Source organism: Caballeronia sp. J97, from assembly GCF_905220305.1.
In the GTDB taxonomy this organism is placed as follows: Bacteria; Pseudomonadota; Gammaproteobacteria; order Burkholderiales; family Burkholderiaceae; genus Caballeronia.
In genome coordinates this window covers 255983-274992 of record NZ_CAJMZL010000001.1, presented here as the reverse complement: position 1 = coordinate 274992, position 19010 = coordinate 255983, and the positions used below count along the sequence as shown (strand labels likewise).

The 19010-nt window shown below is 65.8% G+C and carries 18 protein-coding genes; 9 read left to right on the top strand and 9 right to left on the bottom strand.

The genetic code is table 11. From position 1 onward, the window contains the following. Positions 1-85 precede the first annotated feature (85 nt). Both U4Y90_RS01255 and U4Y90_RS01250 read left to right on the top strand, forming a co-directional pair. A complete protein-coding gene (locus U4Y90_RS01255) occupies positions 86-988 on the top strand; it encodes a LysR family transcriptional regulator (protein WP_321791391.1) in 903 nt (300 codons plus the stop codon). A 143-nt stretch (positions 989-1131) separates the two neighbouring features. Next, entirely contained in the window at positions 1132-1566 is a 435-nt protein-coding gene (locus U4Y90_RS01250) for a universal stress protein (RefSeq protein ID WP_321791389.1), read from the top strand. Positions 1567-1702: 136 nt separating this feature from the next. Here the strand turns inward: U4Y90_RS01250 and aceA are convergent, their stop codons facing one another. The 3 genes from aceA to U4Y90_RS01235 form a co-directional block, all read right to left on the bottom strand. Next, positions 1703-3010 carry an isocitrate lyase gene (gene aceA, locus U4Y90_RS01245; protein ID WP_321791387.1) on the bottom strand — a complete coding sequence of 436 codons (1308 nt, stop codon included), beginning with the start codon at positions 3008-3010 and terminating at the stop codon, positions 1703-1705. Positions 3011-3406: 396 nt separating this feature from the next. Beyond that, positions 3407-5029 carry a DEAD/DEAH box helicase gene (locus U4Y90_RS01240; protein ID WP_321791385.1) on the bottom strand — a complete coding sequence of 541 codons (1623 nt, stop codon included), beginning with the start codon at positions 5027-5029 and terminating at the stop codon, positions 3407-3409. 460 nt (positions 5030-5489) lie between these two features. Then, positions 5490-5759 (bottom strand): acyl-CoA-binding protein, encoded by a 270-nt coding sequence (locus U4Y90_RS01235; RefSeq protein ID WP_321791383.1) that lies wholly within the window; start codon positions 5757-5759, stop codon positions 5490-5492. Between the two features lie 168 nt (positions 5760-5927). Between U4Y90_RS01235 and tsaB the strand changes: the two genes are divergently transcribed. The 4 genes from tsaB to U4Y90_RS01215 are packed head-to-tail and all read left to right on the top strand — an operon-like array spanning position 5928 to position 9043. Then, positions 5928-6707 (top strand): tRNA (adenosine(37)-N6)-threonylcarbamoyltransferase complex dimerization subunit type 1 TsaB, encoded by a 780-nt coding sequence (tsaB, locus tag U4Y90_RS01230; protein ID WP_321791381.1) that lies wholly within the window; start codon positions 5928-5930, stop codon positions 6705-6707. After that, positions 6704-7198 (top strand): ribosomal protein S18-alanine N-acetyltransferase, encoded by a 495-nt coding sequence (gene rimI / locus U4Y90_RS01225; RefSeq protein ID WP_321791380.1) that lies wholly within the window; start codon positions 6704-6706, stop codon positions 7196-7198. Before tsaB ends, rimI begins: the two co-directional genes overlap by 4 nt. Beyond that, complete coding sequence (locus U4Y90_RS01220; protein WP_321791378.1) at positions 7185-8066, top strand: uracil-DNA glycosylase; 882 nt, start codon at positions 7185-7187, stop codon at positions 8064-8066. Before rimI ends, U4Y90_RS01220 begins: the two co-directional genes overlap by 14 nt. After that, positions 8066-9043, top strand: coding sequence for a DUF1853 family protein (locus tag U4Y90_RS01215; protein ID WP_321791375.1), 978 nt, complete (start codon positions 8066-8068; stop codon positions 9041-9043). Before U4Y90_RS01220 ends, U4Y90_RS01215 begins: the two co-directional genes overlap by 1 nt. A gap of 14 nt (positions 9044-9057) precedes the next feature. Here the strand turns inward: U4Y90_RS01215 and thiD are convergent, their stop codons facing one another. The 4 genes from thiD to lplT are packed head-to-tail and all read right to left on the bottom strand — an operon-like array spanning position 9058 to position 12686. Next, positions 9058-9870, bottom strand: a complete 813-nt coding sequence (gene thiD / locus U4Y90_RS01210) for a bifunctional hydroxymethylpyrimidine kinase/phosphomethylpyrimidine kinase (RefSeq protein ID WP_321791374.1) — start codon at positions 9868-9870, stop codon at positions 9058-9060. Positions 9871-9877: 7 nt separating this feature from the next. After that, positions 9878-10525, bottom strand: a complete 648-nt coding sequence (thiE, locus tag U4Y90_RS01205; RefSeq protein ID WP_321791372.1) for a thiamine phosphate synthase — start codon at positions 10523-10525, stop codon at positions 9878-9880. 2 nt (positions 10526-10527) lie between these two features. Further along, positions 10528-11343: a hydroxyethylthiazole kinase gene (thiM, locus tag U4Y90_RS01200; RefSeq protein ID WP_321791370.1), complete on the bottom strand. Its 816-nt coding sequence runs from the start codon at positions 11341-11343 to the stop codon at positions 10528-10530. Between the two features lie 35 nt (positions 11344-11378). Further along, positions 11379-12686 (bottom strand): lysophospholipid transporter LplT, encoded by a 1308-nt coding sequence (gene lplT / locus U4Y90_RS01195; protein ID WP_321791368.1) that lies wholly within the window; start codon positions 12684-12686, stop codon positions 11379-11381. A gap of 281 nt (positions 12687-12967) precedes the next feature. Here lplT and alr point away from each other — a divergent pair, with 281 nt between their 5' ends. From alr to U4Y90_RS01180, 3 genes are all read left to right on the top strand, one after another. Then, positions 12968-14038 carry an alanine racemase gene (alr, locus tag U4Y90_RS01190; RefSeq protein WP_321791366.1) on the top strand — a complete coding sequence of 357 codons (1071 nt, stop codon included), beginning with the start codon at positions 12968-12970 and terminating at the stop codon, positions 14036-14038. Between the two features lie 30 nt (positions 14039-14068). Next, positions 14069-15454 carry a DNA repair protein RadA gene (gene radA / locus U4Y90_RS01185; RefSeq protein ID WP_321791364.1) on the top strand — a complete coding sequence of 462 codons (1386 nt, stop codon included), beginning with the start codon at positions 14069-14071 and terminating at the stop codon, positions 15452-15454. A gap of 162 nt (positions 15455-15616) precedes the next feature. Continuing rightward, on the top strand, positions 15617-15880 hold the full coding sequence (locus U4Y90_RS01180; protein WP_321791363.1) for a DUF2866 domain-containing protein: 264 nt from the start codon (positions 15617-15619) through the stop codon (positions 15878-15880). Here the strand turns inward: U4Y90_RS01180 and U4Y90_RS01175 are convergent. Together U4Y90_RS01175 and U4Y90_RS01170 are read right to left on the bottom strand one after the other, a co-directional pair. Beyond that, positions 15877-16899 (bottom strand): CaiB/BaiF CoA-transferase family protein, encoded by a 1023-nt coding sequence (locus U4Y90_RS01175; protein ID WP_321791361.1) that lies wholly within the window; start codon positions 16897-16899, stop codon positions 15877-15879. The genes U4Y90_RS01180 and U4Y90_RS01175 overlap by 4 nt on opposite strands. A 15-nt stretch (positions 16900-16914) precedes the next feature. Then, positions 16915-18855, bottom strand: a complete 1941-nt coding sequence (locus U4Y90_RS01170; protein ID WP_321791359.1) for an ATP-binding cassette domain-containing protein — start codon at positions 18853-18855, stop codon at positions 16915-16917. Positions 18856-19010: the final 155 nt, after the last annotated feature.

The window sequence follows — 19010 nt, the reverse complement described above, 5'->3', positions numbered from 1 at the left end:
TGGAAAAAGCACCGCAGCATCACTTGATCTTTTACTTTTACTTACCTAATCTGTGAGCGAGTATCGGTATTGACGACAAACACGCATGGATCGATTCAAACAGATTGAGACCTTCGCCTCGGTTGCGGCCAAGGGCAGCCTGTCGGCGGCGGCGCAGGCGGAGGGCATCGCGCCGGCCGTCATCGGACGCCGGCTCGACGCGCTCGAAGAGCGGCTCGGCGTGAAGCTGCTCGTGCGCACGACGCGCAAGATCACGCTGACGTTCGAAGGCTCGGCGTTCCTCGAGGACTGCCAACGCATCATCAACGACATGCAGAACGCCGAGGCGAGCGTGTCGGCGGGCGGCGTGAAGGCCAGCGGGCATTTGCGCGTGTCCGCGCCGGCGGGTTTCGGGCGGCGTCACGTCGCGCCGCTCGTGCCGAAATTCACGACGCTGCATCCGGATGTGTCCGTGAGTCTCGATCTGACCGACCGCATGGTCGATCTCGTCAACGAGGGCTTCGATTGCGCCGTGCGTCTCGGCGAGTTGCCCGATTCGTCGCTCGTCTCGCTGAAGCTCGGGGAAAACCGCCGCGTATGCGTCGCGTCGCCGGACTATCTGGCGAAGCGCGGCGAGCCCGCCGATCTCGCCGCGCTCGCGCACCACAACTGCCTCGCGCTCGGGGCGTCGGCGAACCAGCAGCGCGGCTGGGTGTTCGAGCAGGACGGCAAGGTCGTGACGATCAAGGTCTCCGGCACGATGGAGTGCTCGGACGGCGCCGTGCTGCACGAATGGTGTCTCGAAGGCCGGGGCCTCGCGTGGCGCTCCTGGTGGGAGGTCGGCGACGATATCGATGCAGGCCGACTCGTGAGCGTGCTCGATGCGTTCGCCGCGCCGCCGATCGGCATTCACGCGGTATTTCCGCAGCGACGGCATTTGCCGTTGCGCGTGCGTCTGTTTCTCGATCTGCTCAAGCATACGTATAACGCGACGGGGTATTGGGGTTGACTTCGTGAATGGACAACACTTCGGAATCCTATATGGAGCCTGGCGTCGGAGCGGGCGAGCGCCGCCGGTGCATCGAAATTTCTCCGTCTCCGTCCCCGTTACTACAATAGAACGACGCACCATCACGTAACGGGGAGGACACCATGTTCAAACACATCCTCGTGCCGACCGACGGCTCCGAGCTATCGCAAAAGGCCATCGACGGCGCGATCGATCTCGCGCAATCCGTCGGCGCGCGCATCACGGCTTACGCGTGCCTGCCGCAGTATCCGTACTCGCCGTTCGCCGATGTCGCCGTCGAGCCGCCCGACGACTTCCACACCCGCGCCGAGAACGAAGCGCGCGAACACCTGCGCGCGGTCGAGCGCGCCGCCGAGAGCGCCGGCGTGCCCTGTTCGAGCGTGACGAGCATCGATGCCGCGCCGTATATCGGCATCATCGAAGCGGCGGAGCAAAATGGCTGCGACGTGATCCTGATGGCGTCGCACGGGCGTCGCGGAATCGGCAGCCTGCTGATAGGCAGCGAAACGCAGCGCGTGCTGACGCATACCAAGATTCCGGTCATCGTTTACCGCTGATGCCTCAAACGAAAGCGCACGCGATGCGCTTTCGTTTGAAGGGCGGGCGCGGCGCGTCATCGCACGCGCCGCGCCCGCCGCTTCTTTTCACCGCGCTCCCTGATTCACCTGCCTGATTCGCCCGACTGACGCGGTATCACGCGACCTTCTTGTCGAAAAACTGCTCATCTTCGGTCGAGCCGTGCAAGGCCGTCGTCGAGGCTTCTTTTTCGACGGTTTGCGTGACGGCATCGAAGTAGCCGGTGCCGACTTCCCGCTGATGCTTGACCGCCGTGAAGCCCTTGTCGGCGGCGGCGAACTCGGCCTGCTGCAGTTCGACGAATGCGCTCATCTGCGAACGGGCGTAGCCGTGCGCGAGATTGAACATCGAGTAGTTCAGCGCGTGGAAGCCGGCCAGCGTGATGAACTGGAACTTGTAGCCCATTGCGCCCAGCTCGCGCTGGAACCTGGCGATGGTCGCGTCGTCCAGATTCTTCTTCCAGTTGAACGACGGCGAGCAGTTGTAGGACAGCATCTTGCCCGGGAATTCCTTGTGGATCGCCTCGGCGAATTTCTTCGCGTACTCGAGATCCGGCTTGCCGGTTTCGCACCAGACGAGATCGGCGTAGGGCGCGTAGGCGAGGCCGCGCGACACCGCCTGCCCGAGACCCGGCTTCGTGCGGAAGAAGCCTTCCACGGTGCGCTCGCCGGTGAGGAACGGCTTGTCGTTGTCGTCGATGTCGGAGGTGACGAGATCGGCGGCTTCGGCATCGGTACGGGCGATGAGCAGCGTCGGCACGCCGCACACGTCCGCCGCCAGTCGCGCGGCCGAGAGTTTCGCGACGTTCTCGCGCGTCGGCACGAGCACCTTGCCGCCCATGTGACCGCACTTCTTGACCGACGCCAGTTGATCCTCGAAGTGCACGCCCGCGGCGCCGGCTTCGATCATCGCCTTCATCAGTTCGAAGGCATTCAGCACGCCGCCGAAGCCCGCTTCGGCATCGGCCACGATCGGCGCGAAGTAGTCGATGTAGCCTTCGTCGCCCGGATTCTTGCCTTCGGACCACTGAATCTGGTCGGCGCGCGTGAGCGTGTTGTTGATCCGCTTCACGACGAGCGGCACCGAATTCGCCGGATACAGCGACTGGTCCGGATACATTTCGCCGGCGACGTTGGCATCGCCCGCCACTTGCCAGCCCGACAGATAGATCGCCTTGAGTCCGGCCTTGACTTGCTGCATCGCCTGATTGCCGGTCAGCGCGCCGAGCGCATTGACGAACGGCTCCTCGTTGATCGACGCCCACAGCCGCTCGGCGCCGCGCCGCGCGAGCGTGTGCTCCGGCTGCACCGAGCCGCGCAGGCGCACGACGTCGTCCGCCGAATAGCCGCGCTTGATGCCTTTCCAGCGCTCATCGGTCTCCCATTGCTTTTGGAGTTGCTGAGCTTGTTGTTGACGTGCCGTCATAGCGTTTCTCCTTGGGATAAGGACTGAGCGACGAATGTTGAAGCGGTGTTCCTGGATGATGCTGAGCTTCGATGGCCGGGATTCGGTAGCCTGCGTTTGCTCAACTCTTATATAAGAGTCTAGACAAACGACGATCTTCGAAACACCCTGCAATCGGCGAATTCGTGAATAAATTTATCTAGTAAATTCAATCGGATAGACCTTATATTCCGTATTGCGGGATGCGGTTTTCTATCTCGCAACGGTCGCGTTTGTGCTGCGCAGCACATCTTTTGCGACGCAAAAGATCGTTGCGCATTGTGAAATGCGCCGATGAGACGAAAAAAAACCGATGCGCGAGGCATCGGTTTTTTCTACATGGGAAGCGGCGCTGAAAAGCCGCTTCTTGCGGGCCGCTTAGCTGCCGCGGCGCGGGGCGCGCGGGCCGTCGTTGCGGCGTGCGCTGTAGCCGTCGCGCGAGCCGTAGCCGCCTTCGCCACGGTTGCCGCCGCGATAGCCGCCGTCGCTGTTGCCGCCACGATAGCCACCGCCGTCGCGGAAGCCGCCTTCGCGCGATCCGGCGTTCGACTTGTTGCCGTAACCGCTCGCGTTGCCCGGACCATAGCCGCGACCGCTGCCGCTGCCGCCGCCGTTGCCGCCGAAGCGACGGCCACCGCCGTTGCCGCCCGGACGGCCGCGACCGCCGCCGAAACCGCCTTTGGGCGGCGCCTTGCGCGGCTCGAAGCCCGCCACGACGTTCACCGGCAGCGGCGAGCGCACGAAACGCTCGATGCGCTTCAGCGCGCCCATTTCCGCGTAGTGCACGAGGCTCACCGCCGTGCCGCTGCGGCCGGCACGACCGGTACGGCCGATACGGTGCACATAGTCTTCCGCGAACTTCGGCAGATCGTAGTTGAAGACGTGCGTGATGCCCGGAATGTCGATGCCGCGCGCGGCGACGTCGGTCGCGACCAGCACGCGCACGCGGCGCTCGCGCAGCGCGCGGATCGTGCGGTTGCGCGCGCCTTGCGGCAGGTCGCCATGCAGCGCGGCGGACTCGAAGCCCGCGTCGGCGAGGCGATTGGCGATCAGGTCGGCGTCGCTCTTGGTCGCCGTGAAGACGATCGCCTGATCGAGACCGGCGTCGCGCAGCAGGTGATCGAGCAGACGATCCTTGTGATCGCGGTCATCGACGTAATGCACGGTCTGGGCGATGTTGCTCTTCGCTTCCAGCTTCTGCACGATCTCGATGCGCTCCGGATCCTTCAGCAGACGCCCGGTCAGCGATGTGATCTTGCTGTCGATGGTCGCCGAGAAGAGCAGCGTCTGACGCGATGCCGGCGTGGCGTCGACGATCGTCTCGATGTCTTCGATGAAGCCCATGTCGAGCATGCGGTCGGCTTCGTCGAGCACGAGCATGTTCAGTTCCGACAGGTCGATGCGGCCGCGCTCGAGGTGATCGATCAGGCGGCCCGGCGTCGCGACGAGGATTTCGGGGTTCTTCGCGAGGAGCATCAACTGCTGGCCGTACGCGACGCCGCCGAGAATGCTGACGGTGCGCAGACGGCGCAGGTGCTTGCCGTACGTGGTCGCGGCGGTGGAAACCTGCATCGCGAGTTCGCGCGTCGGCGTGAGCACGAGCAGGCGCGGACGGGCGATCGGCTGCGGGCGACGGCCGCGCGGCGCGTTCGGGTCACGCGGCGCACGCGGCTGCTGCGCTTCGAGCTTTTGCAGTTGCGCGAATTTCTCGATGGCGGGCAGCATGAAAGCCGCCGTCTTGCCCGAGCCGGTCGGGCTGGAAACGAGCAGGTCGCGGCCGGCGAGCGCAGCGGGAATCGCGCGCTGCTGCACGGGCGTCGGGGATTGATAGCCCGCGGCGGTCAGCGCGGACACGATATCGGCGGAAAGGCCGAGGGATTCGAAAGTGGGGCCGGCGGGCTTGTCGGCGGGTGCGTCGGCTGCGGGCGTGTCGGCCGTGGGGGTGATGCCAGTTTGTGCTGCGAGATTGTCCAACGGGCTAGCGGTGAAGCTCGAAGTCATGTCGATCCTTGAAACGAGGAATAAGGCGTCGGCGCCAATCGGCATACCCAGGTCGTTGGATTCAGCGAGCGAAGAAACAGCGAGCAAATCGAAAAACGCAGGCTACTCGCGCGAACGTGCGGCGAGTATCTTTGTTAGAAGCTGTATCGGATTCGGCAGGCTCGATCGTTCCGAAGAGAACGACGGGCGCTGACGTCAGCCTGATGCATGACGGGCCGCGGAACAGACTGCGCACAATACAACGGCGCAACGGCCTAGCAGGGAGGGGACAGTTTCTAAACTGGATTGGGGCGAAACGCTACGAAGCGCCTTGCTGCGTGAGGCCTGCCGGGAGGCTTGCAACCCACAGTCGAGCGCTGAGTCGCAAGTATATCCGAATTTGCTGCACTGCGCCACATTCTGATGCATGACCGCGCCATCCCCGGGCATCGGCCGGCGCGGCCTCCGACTGGTGCGGCCCTCAGGCCGCTTCACCTCGGTTGAGCGATTCGACGAGTTCGACGTAGCGCGCCTTGGCGTCGTCGGCGGGCGTGCCTTGCAGCGCGGCCCACGCTTCGTATTTGTACTTCCCGGCGATGTCCGTGAAGCCCGGCTTCTCGCCTTGCACGTCGCCGACGCTCGCCTGTTTGAAAAGCGCGTAGAGCCGCAGCAGCGTCAGATTGCCGGGGCGCTCGGACAGTTGCGTCACGTCGGACTGGGCCCGAACGAATTGCTGGTCGATATCGGTCATGCGTTCTCCGTTCTTGTCGAGATGGGACCGAACGATCTTAGCAAGCGGGTCGGGCGCGGCGCGTCGAGGCTTTCCTCCAACCGAGGACGTCTTCCAGACACGATCCGGTTCGCCCGGCCTGTGCGGATCACGCGAATCGGGCGCATGTCCCGCATTACAATACCGGCTATGACACGCACCGTTTTGCTCGCCCTCGACACATCGACAGAGTTTTGCTCCGTCGCGCTTCTGCTCGCCGACACCGCTTCCACCCCCGATCCGGAAACTGCCGCGCCACAGTACGTGAACGGCGACACGCGCGTCTGGTGCCGCCACGAGGCGACCGGCGCCGTTTCGAGCACGCGCCTTTTGCCGGCCGTGCGCGAACTTTTCGACGAGGCACGCCTCGCGCTCGCCGATTGCGGCGCGATCGCGTTCGGTGCGGGGCCCGGCTCGTTCACCGGCCTGCGCACGGCCACCGGCGTCGCGCAAGGGCTGGCGTTCGGCCTGAACGTGCCCGTGGTGCCGGTGAGCACGCTGCTCGCTTGCGCGCAAGCCGCGCGCCTCGACGATCCGTCGATCCCGCCGCGCGTGCTGGCTGCGCTCGACGCCCGCATGGACGAAGTCTACTGGGCCGACTTCGAATTCGACGCCGCCACCGGCGACTGGCTCACACTGCATCCCGCCGCGCTCGATGCGCCCGGCGCGCTGCCGCTGCCGGACGTGCCGTTTGCGCTCGCCGGCAACGCCGCGGCCGCGTTCGGCGATCGTCTGCCGGCGCTGGCCGCTGCCGCGCGTGTCGATCGTGAGGCGCTGCCGCATGCACTGCCGGTCGCGTTGATCGGCTTGCGGGCGTTGCGGGCAGGCCGAACGGTCGCGCCCGAGCACGCCGCGCCCGAATACGTGCGCGACAAGGTTGCGCAAACCACGGCGGAGCGCATGCGGGCGCGTGAGGAGGCCCTTCGGTGAGCGGCGTGTTGCTGGCCGATCGGTATCTGACGCCGATGACCGAGGCCGACCTCGACGAAGTCGCCGCAGTCGAGAAACTCGCCTACGAGTATCCGTGGAGCCGCGGCAACTTTCAGGATTCGCTGCGCAACGGCTACTACGGCGTGTGTCTGCGCCATGTGACCGGCACGCTGATCGGTTATTGCGTGCTGATGCCGGTCGTCGACGAAATGCATCTGCTCAACCTGTGTGTCGCGCCGTCGGCGCAGCGCGCGGGCGCGGGCCTGACGCTGCTGCGCGAGGCGGTGCGCCTCACGCGCGCCGAAAAGCTGGACGGCGTGTTGCTCGAAGTGCGGCCGTCCAATCCGCGCGCGATCCAGCTTTACGAGCGCTTCGGCTTCACGGCCATCGGACGTCGCAAGAACTATTACCCCGCGCGCCATCGCTCGCGTGAGGACGCAATCGTCATGCGTCTGACGTTCATGAAGGAGAGTGCGCATGGCGCTCGATGAAATGCTGATCGAGGAGTTGGGAATCGGGCCGGTCTGGGTCCGGCGGGGGATGGCGCCCGAGGCGCCGCGCGAGCCGGAACGTCCGACGGTCGCCGACGTTGCCGAAGCGCCGGCGCCCGTCGAGGTGCGGCAAGAGCCCAAGCCTGTCGCGCAACCGCAGCCCGATTCCGACCTGCCGCCTCTCGACGCCTACGACGATCTTCCCTGGACCGACGACGCGCCGCTCCATGCCGAACCCGTCGTCACGGAAGCCCCGAGCGACGTCCACACGCTCGACTGGGACGCGCTCGCCGAGCGCGTCGCGAACTGCGAACGCTGCCGTCTGTGCGAACGCCGCACGAACACGGTCTTCGGCGTCGGCGATCGCGAAGCCGACTGGATGCTGATCGGCGAGGCGCCGGGCGAGAACGAGGACAAACAGGGCGAGCCGTTCGTCGGCCAGGCGGGCAAGCTGCTCGACAACATGCTGCGCGCACTCTCGTTGTCGCGCGAGTCGAATGTCTATATCGCCAACGTGATCAAGTGCCGTCCGCCCGGCAACCGCAATCCCGAGCTCGATGAAGTCGCGCGCTGCGAGCCGTATCTGCAACGGCAGGTCGAGCTGGTGAAGCCGAAGGTCATCGTCGCGATGGGGCGCTTCGCCGCGCAGAGTCTCCTGAAGAACGAGGCCAGCATCGCGTCGATGCGCGGCCGCGTGCACGCGTATCGCGGCGTGCCGGTCATCGTCACGTATCACCCGGCTTATCTGTTGCGCAGCCTGCAGGATAAGTCGAAGGCCTGGGCCGATCTCTGTCTCGCGCGCAACACATACCGCGATGCGCTCGCCGCGCTCGGCGTCGAGCAAGGAGCCGAGAAGGGCGGCATCTGATGGCCGCCGCGGCGAGCGAGCTCACGCGTCTCGTCGATCGTTTCGACGACGTCACGGTTCGCGATCTCGCCTGGCTGCTCTTTGCCCCCGATCTGCTTTGCGAGGGCGATGCCGCGCTGGCCCGACCGTTCGCATCGACCCACGAACGTGACGCGACGCTCGCGTGGCTTAAGGCCCTCGATGCCGCGCCACGACCGCTTCACGACCACGCGCGCGATCCCAAGTTCACCCGGCTCGGCATCTACGCCGAGAGCCTCATCCGATTCTTCCTGGCGCACGGACCCGCGGCGCGCCTCATCGCGGCGAACGTGCCGTTGCGGCACCAGCGGCGCACCATCGGCGAATGCGATTTTCTGCTCGAATCGGCCAGCGGCGCGCGGCTGCACTGGGAACTCGCGGTGAAGTTCTATCTGCATATCGGCGATGACGATGCATCCCGTCCGGCGCGCCTCTCGGATTATGTCGGGCCGAACCTTCAGGATCGCTTCGATCTGAAGCACGCGCGGCTCGTCACGCATCAACTCGCGCTCAGCTCGCGCGCCGAGTTCGCCGCGCTCGGCTTCGAAGGGCCGTGGCGCGCGCAGTTGTTCATCAAGGGACGGCTTTTCTATCATGGCCTGGACGACCGGCCCATCGAGCCCGCACCCGAGATCGGCACATATCATTTGCGCGGATGGTGGCTCACGGCGTCGGAATGGCGCAATACGCGGGCGCATGTCGCGGACGTCGAACGCGCGTGGGTCGTGCAACCGCGCATGGCGTGGCTCGCATCGCGGCGGCTCGATGCGAGCGCTGCCCGGACGTTGATCGCGGAATCGGAGGCGATCCGATCTCGTCTGGAAAGCGCGCTCGCGCCGACGATGATCGCCGCCTACGCGCGCGACGAGGCGGGCGGATGGATCGAGGAATCGCGCGGCTTCATCGTTCCGGACGACTGGCCGGCGCGGGCGCGTGAGTTCGCCGCGTCCGCGCGCTGATCAGGTCGCGTCGATCACCACCAGCGGAAGAAATGATGCACCGGCCCCACGCCGTGGCCGACGTCGAGCCGCGTGCTCGCTTCGATCGCGCCGGTCAGATAACGCTTCGCTTCGGCGGTGGCGCTCGCGAGATCATCGGTTTGCGGGATCAGCGCCGCTATCGCCGAGGACAGCGTGCAGCCCGTGCCGTGCGTGTTCTTGAGCGGCACGCGGGCGCCGCCGAGCCTGAGCGCGCCGCTCGCCTCGATCAGCCAGTCGGGGCTCTCGTTCGAGGCAAGATGGCCGCCTTTCATCAGCACGGCCTGCGCGCCGCGCGCGCGCAATGCTTCGCCCTGACGGACCATCGCGTCTTCGTCGGCGGCGCTTTCGGTGCCGAGCAGGGCCGCCGCTTCGGGCAGATTCGGCGTGACGAGCGTCGCGAGCGGCAGTAGTTCGTCGCGCAGCGCGGCGACCGCTTCCGGCACGAGCAACGCGTGATTGCTCTTCGAGATCATCACGGTGTCGAGCACGACGTGCTTCGGCCGATGACGCTGCAACGCATCGGCGACCGCGCGCACAATGCCCGCGTTCGCGAGCATGCCGATCTTCACGGCATCGATGCGGATGTCGTCGAACACGGCGTCGAGCTGCGCGGTGATGAACGCGGGCTCCGGCGCATGAACCGCCGTCACGCCTCGCGTGTTCTGCGCGGTGAGCGCCGTGATCACGCTCGCGCCGTACGCGCCGAGCGCGGAGAAAGCCTTCAGGTCGGCCTGAATGCCCGCGCCGCCGCCCGAGTCGGAGCCGGCGATCGTGAGAACGTTGGGAATGGATTTCGTGGCAGGCATATCGGAGTCAGGTTCGGGCGCGCGCGATGGTCGCGCACAAGGCCGCGGCTGCTGTGCGCGGGTCGGCGGCCTTGCAGATCGCGGAGACGACCGCGAGACCGGCGGGTCTGGCGCGCATGACCTCGGCGGCGTTGTGCGTCTGGATGCCGCCGATCGCCACGGTCGGCAAGCGCGCGGCGGCGCATAGTTCGGCGAGGCCATCGACGCCGCAGGGCGCGGAAGCGTCGGTCTTGGTCGGCGTCGCGTACACCGGGCCCGCGCCGAGATAATCGACGACACCCGCGAGCGCATTCGCATCGGCGGTTTCGTCGAGGTTCGAGACCGACAGCCCGATCAGCGCATCCGGCCCGAGCAAGCGCCGCGCGATATCGGCGGGCAGATCGCGCTGGCCGATATGCACGCCATCGGCGCCGGCAGCCAGCGCGACATCGACGTGATCGTTGATGACGAACGGCACGCCGTGCGCGCGGGTGATCGGCAACAGTTCGCGCGCGAGGTCGAGCCACGCGCGCTTGTTCCACTCGGGCGCGCGCAGCTGCACGAGGGTCGCGCCGCCTTCGAGCGCGGCGCGCGCGACGCGAACCGCTGCGTCCTGGCCGCCGCACTGCACGGGGTCGAGCACGAAGTAGAGCGAAAGATCGAATGGAGCGCGCATGGTCAGCTGGAAACGATATCGCGTTGCGCGAGCGTCTTCTCGAAGGCTTCGGCATCGATCGATGCGAGCCGGTCCAGATACGCGACGGCGAAGCTGCCGGGCAGAGCGGCGTCGCGCGCGGCGAGCTCGCCCGCGATGGTGGAATAGGCGATGGCGGCGACGGTCGCGGCCCAGAACTCGCCGCGCTCCGACGCCGTGCCGACGAACGCGGCAACGGTCGCGGACAGCGCGCAGCCGACGCCCGTCACGCGCGTCATCAACGGCGAGCCGTTGGAGAGCGCGATCACGCGGCGGCCGTCGGTCACGTAGTCGGTCTCGCCCGTCACCGCGACCACGGCCTGCGTTTTCAGCGCGAGAACCTGTGCGGCATCGAGCGCGGCGTCGGTGGCGGCGGTGCTGTCGACACCGCGTCCGCTGGCGGCGCCCCCCGACAGGCTGATGATCTCGGACGCATTGCCGCGAATCACCGCGGGCTTCGCATCGAGCAGTTCGAGTGCGAACTCGGTGCGAAACGCGAGCGGCCCGACCGCGACCGGATCGAGCACCCACGGTTTGCCCGCGTCGTTGGCGGCATCGACGGCGGCGCGGATCGCGCGGCTCTGCGGCACGTCGAGGGTGCCGAGATTGACCGACAGCGCGTTGGCCACGGCGGCGAACTCGGCGACTTCCTCGCGCGCGACGACCATCGCGGGCGCGGCGCCGATCGCGAGCAGCACGTTCGCGGTGAAGTTGGTGACGACGAGATTCGTCAGGCAGTGCACGAGCGGCGCGCGTTCGCGCACGCGGCTGACGAACGGAAAGAGGTCGGCGGCGAGCATGATGGGAGTCGATCGAAACGAGGGCGCGCGACGCGTCAGTGCCGCGCTTCGCCGATCAGCGCGACCGAATCGAACGCGCGCTGATTGGCCTGATGCCGGCGCATCACGAAGTACATCATGAGACACACGAAGGAGCCGAACAGCACGATGACGAACTGGATCGGCATGTCGAGCCACACGAGCACCGCGTAGAGGCACAGCATGACGAGCACCGAGAGGTTCTCGTTGAAGTTCTGCACGGCGATCGAATGGCCGGCGGAAAGGAGCACGTGCCCGCGATGCTGGAGCAGCGCGTTCATCGGCACGACGAAGAAGCCCGACAGGCCGCCGACGATCATCAGGAACACATACGCGATCAGCAGATAGCCGGGGAAGTGCATCTTGCCGAAGTAGATGCCCCAGTGCGCGGGAAAGAGATGGCGCGTGTAGAACGCCATCAGCATGACGGCGAGCCCCATGATGATGCCGACCGGCAGCACCGTGAGCGAGCGCTTGAGCGGCACGCGCGCGGCCGCGAGCACCGCGCCCGCCGCGACGCCGACGGCGATCACCGCCTGCAGGATCGCGGCCTGCGAGAGCGTCATGCCGAGCGACACCTCGGCCCATTTCAGGACGATGAACTGCAATGTCGCGCCCGCGCCCCAGAAGAGCGTCGTGACGGCGAGCGAGATCTGGCCGAGCTTGTCGCGCCACAGCACGAGAAAGCAGTCGGCGAAATCGGTGATGAGCTTGAGCGGCCGCGTCTCCTGCTTCGGATAGCGCGCGCCGGTGTCGGGAATGCGCAGGTTGAACATCGCCGCGACCACGTACATCAGCATGATGACGAGCATCGCCGCTTCGGCGGGCGTGTGGATACGCGGAATGTGCAGCGACAGCAGATGACTCGCGATATGCGGGCTGATCAGTGCGCCGCCCATCACCGTGCCGAGAATGATCGATCCGACCGTGGTGCCTTCGATCCAGCCGTTCGCGGCGACGAGCCGGTCGGCTGGCAGGAGCTCGGTGAGAATGCCGTATTTCGCCGGCGAATAAGCGGCGGCGCCGAAGCCGACGATGCCGTACGCGAGCAACGGATGCGCGCCGAAGAGCATCGTCACGCAGCCGACGACCTTGATCGAATTGGTCACGAACATCACGTGACCCTTGGGCCGCGAATCGGCGAAAGCGCCGACGAACGCCGCGAGAATCACATACGACAGGACGAAGAACAGCTTGAGCAGCGGCGTCATCCAGTTCGGGGCGTGAAGGTCTTTCAGCAGTGCGATGGCAGCGATCAGTAAAGCGTTATCGGCCAACGATGAGAAAAACTGCGCGGCCATGATGGTGTAAAAACCTTTTTTCATCTGATCCGAAGCTTTCCTCACTGCGGGTGATCCGCCCCGAGCGCCTGTCATGCGCGCGGGCTTATGCCTTTCGAAATGGGTTGTGCGCACGGCTTTATAACACGAAAATAGGCGCATTCTGACTAGCAGTAATCTCGATCGCGCGAGAAATGACCCGTCCGCGCTTGATATTCCTCATAAGATACTGATTCGCAATGCATCCCGGTCGGCGCAGCAGGACGCGTCCCGCTGTCGTATGCTCGTCTTTTCGACCGCACTCACTGCAATTCCACCACACGCTCATGCCGCGCCCCCTTTCTGCAACCATTCATACCGCCGCGCTCGCCAACAACCTCGCCATTGCTCGCAGGTACGCGCCGAAGTCCAAGGTCTGGGCCGTCGTCAAGGCCAATGCATATGGCCACGGACTCGCCCGGGCGTTCCCTGGGCTGCGCGCGACGGACGGCTTTGGACTTCTCGACCTCGAAGAAGCCGCGAAGTTGCGTGAATTGGGCTGGGCCGGGCCGATTCTCTTGCTCGAGGGCTTTTTCCGGCCGACCGATATCGACGTGATCGACCGCTACAGCCTCACCACGGCCGTGCACTGCGACGAGCAGTTGCGCATGCTGGAAATGGCGCGGCTGTCGAAGCCGATCAACATCCAGTTGAAGATGAACAGCGGCATGAACCGCCTGGGCTACACGCCCGAAAAGTTCCGAACCGCGTGGGAGCGGGCGCGCGCCGTGCAGGGCGTCGGTCAGATCACGCTCATGACCCATTTTTCGGATGCCGACGGCCCGCGTGGCATCGCGCATCAGCTGGAGGCGTTCGAGCGCGGGGCGGAAGGCATCGCCGGCGCGCGCAGTCTCGCCAATTCCGCGGCGGTGCTGTGGCATCCCGACGCACATGTCGACTGGGTGCGGCCCGGCATCATGCTCTATGGCGCATCGCCTTCGGGCGTGACGGCGGATATCGCCGGCACCGGTCTCAAGCCCGCGATGACGCTTCAGTCCGAACTGATCGCCGTGCAGACGGTCGATGCCGGAAGCAGCATCGGTTATGGCTCGACGTACACGGCGGGTGCGCCGATGCGCATCGGCGTGGTCGCGTGCGGCTACGCGGACGGTTATCCGCGCGTGGCGCCGGAAGGCACGCCCGTCATCGTCGACGGAGTAAGGACGCGGCTCGTGGGCCGCGTGTCGATGGACATGCTGACCGTCGACCTGACGCCGTGCCCGCAGGCGGGCATCGGTTCGCGCGTCGAGTTGTGGGGCGCGAATCTGCCGATCGACGATGTCGCGAGCTCGGCCGGCACGATCGGCTACGAGCTCATGTGCGCGATCGCGCAGCGCGTGCCGGTGCGCGCCGAATAATCTCATCAAGAACTCAAAGCAAGGCAGTGTGTGGCAAAAGCAGCGAAAGCAAAGACGCTCTATACGTGTAGCGAATGCGGCGGTCAGTCGCCGAAATGGACCGGTCAGTGCGCCGCGTGCGGGGCGTGGAACACGCTGATCGAATCGGTGGAGCAGGCGCCTTCCGCGCATCGCTTCCAGGCGCTCGCGAAAAGCTCGCCGGTACGCAAGCTCGCCGAAATCGAGGCGTCGGACGTGCCGCGCTTCACGACCGGCGTCGGCGAATTCGATCGCGTGCTCGGCGGCGGCCTCGTGCCGGGCGGCGTCGTGCTGATCGGCGGCGATCCGGGTATCGGCAAATCGACGCTGCTGTTGCAGTCGCTTGCCGAAATCGCGCGCGAGCGGCCCGCGCTCTACGTGAGCGGCGAGGAATCCGGCGCGCAGATCGCATTGCGCGCGCAGCGCCTCGGCCTGACCGGGGAGTCCGGCGCGGCGGGCGATCTCGCGCTGCTCGCGGAAATCCAGCTCGAAAAGATCCAGGCGACCATCGACGAGCATCGGCCCGAAGTCGCCGTGATCGACTCCATCCAGACGATCTACTCCGAGGCGCTGACCTCCGCGCCCGGCTCCGTCGCGCAGGTGCGCGAGTGCGCGGCGCAACTGACGCGCATCGCGAAGCAGACGGGTACGTCGATCATCATGGTCGGCCACGTGACGAAGGAAGGCAGTCTCGCGGGGCCGCGCGTGCTCGAGCACATCGTCGATACCGTGCTGTATTTCGAAGGCGACACGCACTCGTCGTTCAGGCTCGTGCGCGCTTTCAAGAATCGTTTCGGCGCGGTGAACGAACTCGGCGTCTTCGCGATGACGGAGAAGGGCTTGCGCGGCGTCGCGAATCCGTCGGCGCTGTTCCTGTCGCAGCACGAGCAGAGTGTCGCGGGCTCGTGCGTGCTCGTGACGCAAGAAGGCTCGCGGCCGCTCCTGGTCGAAGTCCAGGCGCTCGTCGATACCGCGCACGTGCCCAATCCGCGCCGGCTCGCGGTCGGTCTGGAGCAGAACCGGCTGGCGCTATTGCTCGCCGTGCTGCATCGGCATGCGGGCATCGCGTGTTTCGATCAGGACGTGTTCCTGAACGCGGTCGGCGGGGTGAAGATCACCGAGCCCGCCGCCGATCTGGCCGTGCTGCTCGCGATTCATTCGTCGATGCGCAACAAGCCGCTGCCCAAAGGGCTCATCACGTTCGGCGAAGTCGGGCTGGCAGGCGAGATCCGGCCGTCGCCGCGCGGGCAGGATCGCCTGAAGGAGGCAGCGAAGCTCGGCTTTTCGGTCGCGCTGATCCCGAAGGCGAATGCGCCCAAGCAGCCTATCGATGGCCTGAAGGTGATCGCGGTGGACCGCATCGAGGAAGCGATCGACCGCGTTCGCGACCTCGAATGATTTCGCGATCGGACCCTTCGTAATGAGGTGTAAAAATCTCGTTGCTCGATGTAACCCAAGCAACGCGCGGTTTTCCTATCCTTACAAGGCTACGGAACCGGCCAACTTCGCAAACCGCATTTCATCAAGCGAAGTGACTGGAAGGATCGAGAGGACCACGCATTGAAACACTCAAAATCAACCCGGCCGAAGCCCGCGTTCCATCTGCGCGGATGCCGAGTTTCCGCGCCGCTTCAACAGCCTTGGGGAAGCGGCTGCCGGATCGTCGAATGGATCGACGAGCAAGGACAGATCTCGCGCCGCGTGGTCGCGGCCGATGTCACCGAGGATGAAGTCGTCGCGACCATTCGCGAGCACGTGACAGGGCGCAAGCACGTGCTCGTCGACGACGAGCGTCAGCCGCGTCAGGTCCTGCCGCGGCGTTAGCCGTTCTTGAAAAGCGGGTGCGCCGCCGCTTCGGCGGGCGTCAGGACGGGCGCCACGCAGCAATCGAGCGGCTCCAGCAACGCCATCCATTCGTCGCGCGTGCGTTCAGCAAAGCACGCTGCGAGTTGCGCGGACAATTCCGCCGCGTCTGCTCCGCCGATCGCCTGACCGAGACTCCAGTGCCGCGTCGCCCAGTCGGGGCGGCCGAGCGCCTCGCACAAGGTTTCCCAGAACTTAAGCTCCAGCGCGCCGACTGCGACGAAGCGGCCATCGCGCGTGCGGTACACGTCGTAACAGGGCGCGCCGCCGTTCAGGAGGCCGGCGCCCGCGCGCGTGCCCGTTTCGTTGGCATTGGCGAGGGCGATGTGCGCCATCACGTTGTGCGCGTGCACCGCATGCGTCATCGACACATTCAGACAGCGTCCTTCGCCGCCGCGTGCGACCTGCCACGCGGCCGCGAGTATTTCCATGACGGCCGAAAGGGCGCCGCCGAGCAGATCCGCCAGCTGAAAATTCGGCGCGACGGGCGTGCCGTCCCGCGCCGCGAGCTGATCGAGCACGCCCGCATACGCGATGTAGTTCAGATCGTGACCGGCCTTGTGCGCGAACGGACCGTCGCTGCCGAAGCCGGTGATCGCGCAATAGACGAGCCTGGGATTGGCGGCGCGCAGCACGTCGTAACCGACGCCGAGCCGCGCCATCACCGAAGGGCGGAAGCTCTCGACCAGAACATCCGCATCACGAGCGAGCTCGATCAGCTTCACGCGGCCTTCGTCCGTTTTGAGATCGAGCGTGAGCTGCCGTTTTCCGCGGTTGACGATGCGATAGAACGCGCTCGGCCTATTGCTCTGCCGGTCGGCGTCGCTTTGCAGCATCGTGCGCGCATAGTCGCCTTCGCCGGGCGGCTCGATTTTCAGCACATCGGCGCCGAGTTCCGCGAGCCGCAGCGTGGCGATGGGGCCGGGCAAGAGCCGCGTCAGATCGAGCACGCGCAGGCCGGTGAGGGAGGGTGTCGTCAAGTGGCCGGTCTCCGGTTATGAGCCGATTTGCTCCAGTTCCTCGTGCGCTTCGAGCCATTCCATTTCGAGCGTTTCGAGGCGTGCATTCACTTCGCCCTGGCGGCGGATCGTTTCGGTGAGCCGGGTCTTCATCGCGGCTTCGTAGCTCGACGGATCGGCGACGAACGCATCGAGTTCCGTTTTCTCCGCGTGGAGCTTTTCCATCTCTTTCTCGATCTTCGCGATACGCGACTGCAGGGGTTTCTTCAGATGCGCGAGCTTCTGCCGTTCCTGCGCTTCCTGTCGACGTTGCTCCTTCCGGTTGAGCGCGCTGTCCTGCGCGTCGCCGGAGGCCGCGCCGCTCGCTTCCTTCGCGGCCGCCCGCGCTTCGGCGGCATGCTGCAGAAGCCAGTCGCGGTAATCGTCGAGATCGCCGTCGAACGGGCTCAGGCGATGCTTCGCAACGAGCATGAAGGTGTCGGTCGTCGCGCGAAGCAAATGCCGGTCGTGGGATACGAGAATCAGCGTGCCTTCGAACTGCGCGAGCGCCATAGTCAGGGCGTGGCGCGTTTCGAGGTCGAGGTGATTGGTCGGCTCGTCGAGCAGCAGCAGATTCGGCTTTTGCCAGATGATGAGCGCCAGCGCGAGCCGCGCCTTTTCGCCGCCCGAGAAGGGCGCGATTTTCGCGGTCGCCATCTCGCCGGAGAAGTTGAAGCTGCCGAGGAAGTCGCGCAGTTCCTGTTCGCGCGTATCGGGCGCGAGGCGCGCGAGGTGAGCAAGCGCGGAATCGTCCGGACGGAGCGTTTCCAGTTGATGCTGCGCGAAATAGCCGATTTGCAGGCCTTTGCCCTGCCGCACGCCGCCTGAAAGCGGTTCGAGCGTCTGCGCAAGCGTCTTGATGAGCGTCGACTTGCCCTGGCCGTTCGCGCCGAGCAAGCCGATGCGCTGGCCGTTTTGAATCGACAGCGTCACGCCCTCGACGATCGGAATCTCGCCGCCCGCGTCGTCGTGATAGCCGCAGCGCACGCCTTCCATGACCATCATCGGATTGGGTGCGGCGTCGGGCTCGCGGAATTCGAACGTGAACGGCGAGCTCGCGTGCGCGGGCGCGATCAGCTCCATCTTTTCCAGCGCCTTCACGCGGCTTTGCGCCTGCTTCGCCTTGGTCGCCTTGGCCTTGAACCGGTCGATGAAGCTCTGCAGATGCGCGACCGTTCTCTGCTGCTTTTCGTACGCGCCCTGTTGCAGCGCGATCTGCTGCGCGCGCAGCACTTCGAACTGACTGTAGTTGCCGCCGTAGCGCTTCACCTGGCGATTCTCCAGATGCAGCGTCACGTTGCAGACCGAATCGAGAAACTCGCGGTCGTGCGAGATGACGACGAGCGTGCCCGAATAGCGCCCGAGCCAGTCTTCCAGCCAGACGATGGCGTCGAGGTCCAGGTGATTGGTCGGTTCGTCGAGAAGGAGCAGGTCGGACGGACACATCAGCGCCTGCGCGAGATTCAGGCGCATGCGCCAGCCGCCCGAGAAGCTCGACACCGGCTCGCGCGTCTGCTCCAGTGTGAAGCCGAGACCGAGCAACAGCGTTTCGGCGCGGGCGGGCGCGGTGTAGCCGTCGGCATCCGCGAAGGCGGCGTGGGCTTCCGCGACGGCGACACCGTCGTGCGCGGCCGAAGCCGCCTCGATGCGCGCCTCGATCGCGCGCAGATGCGTGTCGCCGTCGAGCGTGTAATCGAGCGCGCTGCGGTCCGCCGCGGGCGTTTCTTGCGCGACATGCGCGATGCGCCAGGACGGCGGCATCGAGAAATCGCCGCCGTCCGCATGCAGCTCACCGCGCAGCACGGAAAAGAGCGTCGACTTGCCCGCGCCGTTCGCGCCGACGAGACCGGCCTTCTCGCCCGGATTGAGCGTGAAGCTCGTGTCTTCGAAAAGCGGCTTGGTGCCGCGGGACAGGCTGAACTGATTGAAGCGGATCACGTCGGAATGGCGGCGAAAAGGGCGCGGCTTGGAAGGAAAGCGCTATTTTAGACCGGACCGGTTGCGAGACAGGGGTCGGCCGTTCGGCCGATGGCGAACGAACGCGTGCCGGGTTAGCATCGCGTGGATCTCATCGAAATTTTTCGGAGCACGCC